Below are 7,371 nucleotides of genomic sequence, written 5' to 3'. Positions count from 1 at the left end.
GAGGGCCTTTTCAGGTTCACCAGGCGCGGAACTCATCGAGGCGCGGGCATCTCGCCCACAGAGACGCCGGATAGATTGAAGCAAGCCCACCATTAGTCAAAAATCAGTGTTGCAAAAATGGGGGTGACCATAGATTTTGTCTGCACGGAATAGAGCATATCCGAACACTGGGTGCGCAGGTCGTCTTCGATAAAACTGCCCGACTCCATTGCCAGCGTACTGAAATCGAAGCGTTCCCGTAGATGAGGCGGCAAACGGATTTCCAGAAAGTCTCGGGCGACCGTGATATCGCCGAGGAACTTTTTGAACAGGGAGTCATGTTGGGAGAGTGATGATGTTGTCATTGGCGCAGTATACCTTGCTCAGGCTACGGTATGCCATCGAAATCCCCCTCCCTCAAGTCTGTCAAATCTGGGCGATTCTGGCGTAGTTGGCAGGTCGAAATGGACGGTAACTTATTGATAAAAATGTCGTGTATTGTCGTGCTTTGTCGCCTATTTTTTGAGCGATGAAGTAATTCAATGTATTGATATTTATTATTTTTATATGTTTTAACTCCGCTACTTTCCTTACAGCAGGCGTTTATGCACCATTTTCAGCGCTGATAGCACTGAATCAGTGGCGAAACGGGCGAATCATGAAGCTATTTTCTTATTTTATGTGGATGAACACAGTTTACGCAGGGTGAATTTGTTATTACATAAAGAGTTAAAATAATTAGTGTTATGTTATAACATATTAAGCGCGTGGCTTGCGCACCTTGATGTGGATGTTGAATGGATTACACAGCGTGGAGATAGAACAACATGAGGAGCCTGAATGAACGATTCAACGCAGCCTATTGATGAACAAACGCTGCTTGGCATGTCAGAAGCAGACTATATGAATAGCACTCAGCGGGATTTTTTCCGTCGGCGGTTGGAAATGGAGCGGCAGACTATCCTGGCGCACATTGGGGAACTGAAGGGAGATATCTATCGCTACGATACCAGTGGTGATGATGTCGACAAAGCGGCGCATGAAGAAGAACTACGCATGTTGTTCAGACAAATCGACAGAGAAAGCCGTCTGCTGCCAAAGGTAGATGATGCGTTGCGCCGTATCGAAATGGGAGATTATGGCTATTGTATTGAAACCGGAGAACCCATTGGCCTGCGCCGGTTGCTGCTGCGCCCAACGGCAGAACGCAGTATTGATGCCAAACAGACGCAAGAGCAGCGTGAGCCCCAGTACCGCAAGGTGAAATAACCTGCCCGTAGTTGGCACTGCACGCTATTACGCTGTGTGCCCACCTTGATAACGCATGGCGTATGCCTGTCTTCCTTAAATCGGCCTTGCATCTGTCGCCGATAACACGTGCAATACATACCACGACACACCTTGCACTGACGCAGCGTTGGGGCAAATCTCTATAGAAGATGTCAGGATAGCCGCAAATTTCCCCAAGGACGTGCTCTCTGTTGCAGGCCGGTTGTGGCAGAAAAAATAGTGAATTACTCGATTACTACAGTGAATTATCACGATGTGATACCTTGAGTGTAGCTAAATCTAGTTATAAGAAAAAATTAATCAGTGACTTGTTTTACATTTTTTCTATGCTCGGCTCTCTAGGCTGGTCTCAGTGACAAGGTCTGCGGCTCTTGCCAATGCGAAAGAACGTCGTGTCCATCGCGTGCTGAACCAGATTGATGGTGATGAAACGCGGACGATATTCAACGGTTAAAAAAACAATGTCAGCCAATAAATCGATAGATATGTATGCCGTTCAGGTTTTTGTGACCGTGGCGGAAGAGGGAAGCATGACAGCGGCCGCTTCCCGGCTAGGGCTGACGCCATCGGCTGTGTCGCAGACCATTCGCCAGTTGGAAGATGATTTTGGCGTGATGCTGGTAAACCGTACGCGCCGTCCGTTTGTTCTGACGCCCTATGGTATTGCGCTTAAAAATCGCGGTGAGGTGCTGACGCAAGAAATTGCCAACCTGAAAGCACAAGTGCTGGAAGCGGGTAAGGGCATCAAACCAGACCTGCGTATCGGCTTGGTGGATTCTTTTGCGATCACCTGCGGATCGGTGTTTACCAAACGTTTATTGAGCAGCTCATCGCAGCTGTTAATCAGAACCGGGCTGAGTCCCCAACAAGGTGAAGCACTGATTCGGCGTGAACTGGATCTCATCGTGACCAGCGATCCGCTGATGGACAGCGACAGCGTGGTGCGTTATCGCCTGTTCTCTGAAGGCTATTTCATTATCACGCCTCCGGATTATCGTAAACGTATCAGGACGATTGAAGATCTTCGAGAGCTTTCGGCCACCATGCCTCTGGTACGTTTTAACCGCAACTCTCAGATTGGCATGCAGATTGAACGTTATCTGCGCCGGATTGATATCCGTGTACCTAATCAGCTCGAGTTTGATAATGCGGATACCCTGACGGCGATGGTTGCCGCAGGTTTGGGATGGGCAGTGACCACACCGATCAGTTTTTTACAATCTGAAGCGTGTTCGCGCCAGGTGCTGACCCATATGCCTGAACAGCTGAACATGAAGCGCTCGTTGTATATTTTGGCGCATCGTGATGAATACAGCGCCTTTGTCCAGGAGGCCTGTGACGTGACGCGTGAAATTATCGAAACGGTATTTATTCCTAAACTGGAAAGCCTGCATCGCGGTATTGAAAAATTGGTTTCAATCAATGCCGATGAAACGTCGGAATAAGGACAACGAATTTCAGTAAAAAAACCTAAAGCAATGAAATAGCGCCAGGCGCTATTACAGAAAAATAAAATACGCATCTTTGATGTGGTGCGTTGTATACCATGAATAATGTGCAGAGTTGGTAAAGTGACCGGAGAAACGCCTTTAGGTGGCTTTGTTGAATAAATAGATTTTATGCTGGCAGCCCAGTGAAACGACGGATCATCGCAACGTAAAATTATGCAGTTAGGCCTCATGAGAAAAGTGTACACCTGAGATGACAAGCATTTTCAACCAAAACTGGCATGGAAAAACAGCATGATTACCTATTATTCAACAAAGCCCCTTTAGGTCACTCATCACAGCATTCGCAACACGTTATACTACTCGATATTGAAAAATATCGTGCGGCCTTTTATTGGCTGATGAATCCATGGACCCTAATCCATGGACCCTATTTGTAAGCGGCATGAACCGGTGGGTCAATAATAAAAACGGTTCATGAATTAAAAAAGGAATAGTGACTATGTCAAATAACATCCGTATTGAAGAAGATCTGTTGGGTACCCGTGAAGTTTCCTCCGATGCTTATTACGGTATTCATACGTTGCGTGCTATCGATAACTTTTATATCAGTAATCATAAAATCAGTGATATTCCTGAATTTGTGCGCGCGATGGTGATGGTTAAAAAAGCGGCTGCATTAGCGAACCGTGAATTGAAAACCATTCCCCGCCCGATCGCCGATACCATTATCCGCGCCTGCGATGAAGTATTGAACAACGGCAAATGCACGGATCAGTTCCCGGTTGATGTCTATCAGGGCGGCGCGGGCACCTCGGTGAACATGAACACCAACGAAGTGCTCGCCAACATTGGTCTGGAACTGATGGGCCATAACAAAGGCGAATACCAGTACCTCAACCCTAACGATCATCTGAACAAGTGCCAGTCCACCAACGATGCCTATCCCACCGGCTTTCGTATTGCGGTGTACAGTTCCATCCTGAAACTGGTCGAAGCCATAACTCAGTTGGCGGATGGCTTCGAGCACAAGGCCAAAGAATTTGAAACCATCCTGAAGATGGGACGCACCCAGCTACAGGACGCGGTGCCGATGACGCTGGGCCAGGAATTCCATGCTTTCTACGTACTGCTGAAAGAAGAGAACAAAAGCCTGCTGCGTACCGCAGAACTGCTGCTGGAAGTGAATCTGGGCGCGACGGCCATCGGCACGCGACTGAATACGCCGGATGAGTACCAGCATCTTGTGGTACAACGCTTGGCAGAAGTAAGCGGGCTGCCGTGCGTCCCGGCCGAGGATTTGATCGAAGCCACCTCCGACTGCGGTGCTTACGTGATGGTGCATGGTGCGCTGAAACGTCTGGCGGTGAAGATGTCGAAAATCTGCAACGACCTGCGTCTGCTCTCTTCCGGCCCGCGCGCTGGCCTCAATGAAATCAACCTGCCGGAATTGCAGGCGGGCTCTTCCATCATGCCGGCCAAGGTCAATCCAGTGGTACCGGAAGTGGTCAATCAGGTGTGCTTCAAGGTGATCGGCAACGACACTTGCGTCACTATGGCGTCTGAAGCGGGTCAGTTGCAGCTCAACGTGATGGAACCGATCATCGGTCAGGCGATGTTCGAGTCTATCCAGATCCTCACCAACGCCTGCTACAATTTGCTGGAAAAATGCGTCAATGGCATCACCGCCAACAAAGCCGTTTGTGAAGCTTATGTCTTCAATTCCATCGGTATTGTCACCTACCTCAACCCGTTTATTGGCCACCACAATGGCGACATTGTTGGCAAGATTTGCGCCGAAACCGGTAAGAGCGTGCGTGAAGTGGTTCTGGAGCGTGGCTTGCTGACCGAAAGTGAACTGGATGACATTTTCTCCACGCAGAATCTGATGCATCCGGCCTACAAAGCGAAGCGTTATACCGACGAAAACGCCTAACTCTCCGATTGGTTAACCCCAGGCACAGGTTAGCCCTGTGCCTGATGTACACTTATAAAAAAAGATAATAACAACAATACCATCGCACGACTTTTAAACATCGTTAAGGAGCATTGTATGCTTGTCGTGGAACTCTTTGTCGTTCTGCTTGCCATTTATCTAGGATCGCGTCTTGGTAGCATCGGTATCTGCTTTGCCGGTGGGTTAGGGGTGCTGGTGCTGACGCTTGGTCTCCATATCAAACCGGGAGCTATCCCGTTTGATGTGATCGAAATCATTATGGCGGTCATTGCTGCCATCGCCGCCATGCAGGTAGCGGGCGGCATGGATTACCTGGTCAGTCTGGCGGAAAAACTGTTACGCCGTCAGACTAAATATGTCACCTTTCTCGCGCCGTTGGTCACCTACTTTATGACGCTACTGGCGGGCACCGGGCATACTGCATTTTCAACGTTGCCAGTGATTGCGGAAGTGGCGAAAGAGCAGGGGATTCGTCCGTCGCGTCCGCTCTCCATCGCTGTTGTGGCCTCTCAGGTGGCGATCACCGCTTCTCCTATTTCTGCGGCAGTAGTTTTTGCAGCCGGTATTCTGGAACCGCATGGTGTCAGCTATCTGTTGCTTTTGGGAATATGCATCCCCACTACGCTCGCTGCCGTGTTGTTAACGGCGGTCGTCACCAACTTTCTGGGTAAAGAGCTGAAAGATGATGAAGTCTATCAGCAGCGGCTTAAGAATGGCGAAGTGTCGGTGCGCGCCGCCAGTACGTTGGAGATCAAGCCGGGTGCAAAACTGTCGGTGCTGCTGTTCCTGCTTGGGATTGTTGCCGTTGTGGGCTACGCCACGGCAATCAGTGACACAGTGAAGCTGATTGCTAACCCTGTGCTGCCACGTAACGAAGCTATTGTGGTGTTCATGCTGACCATCGCTACGCTCATTGCCATCACCTGTAGAATCGATACCAGCAAAGTACTTTCTGCCAGTACGTTTAAATCGGGTATGAGTGCTTGCATGTGCGTCATGGGCGTCGCTTGGTTGGGAGATACCTTTGTCAAAGCGCACATCAATGATATCCAGAGCACCGCTGGCGCGTTGCTGCAAAACTACCCCTGGATGCTGGCCGTTGTGCTGTTCTTTGCGTCGATGCTGCTCTATTCCCAGGCTGCGACGGCGAAAGCATTACTGCCTGCCGCCCTGGTGCTTGGTGTTTCACCGGTAACGGTGGTGGCCTCTTTTACTGCGGTATCGGCACTGTTTGTTCTGCCAACTTACCCCACCTTGCTGGCGGCGGTGGAAATGGATGACACAGGTTCAACTCGCATCGGCAAGTATGTTTTTAACCATGCTTTTCTGGTGCCGGGGGTGTTAACGATTGCATTGTCCGTGGCATTTGGTTTTGTGGTCGGTAATATCGTGCTGTAACGGAAAATGCTTAGCAACCGTTGATGTTGCCGCCCTAAAGAGGAGGTATACTGCCCGGCAGTGTATCTCCTTTTTTATTGAACCTGTTTTCCTAAACCCGTTTTCATAAAACAAAGTGACCGCGTGATGAATCTGATAAACCGCACCCTGTACTGCACTGTTTTTTCCAGCCTGCTAATGACCGGAAATCTTCAGGCAGCCAACTGGCAGGATACGCTGTCCAGTGCTGCCAGCCAGCTTGGGCAAAATGGCGGCTCAACCACAAATTTAACCGGCTTGCTTGGGGGCGGCACGCAGGCATTGAGCGCGGGCAGCATGGGCAATGCTGCGGGTATTTTGCAGTACTGCATCAAGCAGAAGCTGGTATCTGCCACCAATACCGAAAATATAAAAGATAAATTGCTTGATAAGTTGGGGCTGAACAGCGCCGAAAAACAGAAACAAACGGATTACACCCAGGGAATGGCTGGATTGTTGCAGACCAAGGATGGGCAGGCGCTAAACCTCAACAATATCGGCAGCACACCGTTGGCAGAAAAAGTTAAAACCAAAGCCTGCGATTTGGTGCTTAAGCAAGGAGTCGCCTTCCTTTCCTGATGGTGTGACCAATGAAGGCCACACTGTTGGGTAGCACATCGTGATAAAAATCACGCCTTGCGGCAGACGTTAGTCTGCCGTTATTGGTAACTGATCACCACTACTTTGACCGTTTCGCTTAAGGACAGGGGGGCAATGAAACCCACGCACTGGGGTAACGCGTGCTGTTGCGTTAGCTTGGTGAGCGTGTGCTGCTGTCCTTGCCGAAAACACTGTGCCGTCACCTGCTGTGAATGCGTTGAAATATCACAAGGGGGTTCAACAATGGTGCCAACAATATGAATAACGCCGGTGTTGATGGTGGAAGAAGCAATCGCGGTGGGAAGTGAAAAACCCGCCCATGACAGAAGTTCGCCATACAGAAGCCATGCTCTCATGATGATATCTCCAAACAGCCCTACATATAGTTAACAACGGACTCTTTAGAAATAACTTTAAGACATTTATTAAATTGTTAAATATTTGCTAATTAATTCTTTTAATTTTGTTTTTTTATGCGGGCTTTGTTGAATAAATCAGAACTTGTGACGACTGCGCCCCATACGGGTCGATTGTTACGTGATGCGAATACTGTTCAGCATTCCTAATAGCGTGATCCGGTTAAGCGCTTTGACCATGGCCATGGCTTCACCCACCTGAGCATCGTAGTCTCTCAGACTTAGATGACCACCCAGAAGCCTTTTGAACCGGAACATGGCCGTT

At 49.2% G+C, this 7,371-nt stretch carries 7 protein-coding genes and 1 pseudogene; 5 read left to right on the top strand and 3 right to left on the bottom strand.

What is annotated here, in order from left to right; genetic code table 11:
• Positions 1 to 92 precede the first annotated feature (92 nt).
• The gene (locus QZ506_RS19830; protein ID WP_291973368.1) at positions 93 to 344 is read right to left on the bottom strand and encodes an Rpn family recombination-promoting nuclease/putative transposase; all 252 of its coding nucleotides are present in this window, start codon (positions 342 to 344) and stop codon (positions 93 to 95) included.
• Positions 345 to 819: 475 nt separating this feature from the next.
• Here QZ506_RS19830 and QZ506_RS19825 point away from each other — a divergent pair, with 475 nt between their 5' ends.
• The 5 genes from QZ506_RS19825 to QZ506_RS19805 all read left to right on the top strand — a co-directional run bounded on the left by QZ506_RS19825 (position 820) and on the right by QZ506_RS19805 (position 6,669).
• Positions 820 to 1,248 (top strand): TraR/DksA C4-type zinc finger protein, encoded by a 429-nt coding sequence (locus QZ506_RS19825; RefSeq protein WP_291973366.1) that lies wholly within the window; start codon positions 820 to 822, stop codon positions 1,246 to 1,248.
• A 446-nt stretch (positions 1,249 to 1,694) separates the two neighbouring features.
• On the top strand, positions 1,695 to 2,714 hold the full coding sequence (locus QZ506_RS19820) for a LysR family transcriptional regulator (RefSeq protein WP_367273044.1): 1,020 nt from the start codon (positions 1,695 to 1,697) through the stop codon (positions 2,712 to 2,714).
• 505 nt (positions 2,715 to 3,219) lie between these two features.
• Positions 3,220 to 4,653, top strand: coding sequence for an aspartate ammonia-lyase (gene aspA / locus QZ506_RS19815; protein ID WP_291973362.1), 1,434 nt, complete (start codon positions 3,220 to 3,222; stop codon positions 4,651 to 4,653).
• Positions 4,654 to 4,770: 117 nt separating this feature from the next.
• A complete protein-coding gene (locus tag QZ506_RS19810) occupies positions 4,771 to 6,072 on the top strand; it encodes an anaerobic C4-dicarboxylate transporter (RefSeq protein WP_291973360.1) in 1,302 nt (433 codons plus the stop codon).
• A gap of 126 nt (positions 6,073 to 6,198) precedes the next feature.
• A complete protein-coding gene (locus tag QZ506_RS19805; protein ID WP_291973358.1) occupies positions 6,199 to 6,669 on the top strand; it encodes a DUF2501 domain-containing protein in 471 nt (156 codons plus the stop codon).
• Between the two features lie 80 nt (positions 6,670 to 6,749).
• Here QZ506_RS19805 and QZ506_RS19800 read toward each other — a convergent pair whose 3' ends face one another.
• Positions 6,750 to 7,046 carry a type 1 fimbrial protein gene (locus tag QZ506_RS19800; protein ID WP_291973356.1) on the bottom strand — a complete coding sequence of 99 codons (297 nt, stop codon included), beginning with the start codon at positions 7,044 to 7,046 and terminating at the stop codon, positions 6,750 to 6,752.
• Positions 7,047 to 7,223: 177 nt separating this feature from the next.
• Positions 7,224 to 7,371: pseudogene (locus tag QZ506_RS19795) on the bottom strand (IS5/IS1182 family transposase); the annotation flags it as partial.

It is taken from the genome of Candidatus Symbiopectobacterium sp. (assembly GCF_020054415.1).
GTDB lineage: Bacteria > Pseudomonadota > Gammaproteobacteria > Enterobacterales > Enterobacteriaceae > Symbiopectobacterium.
This window is presented reverse-complemented; position numbering and strand designations above follow the sequence as displayed.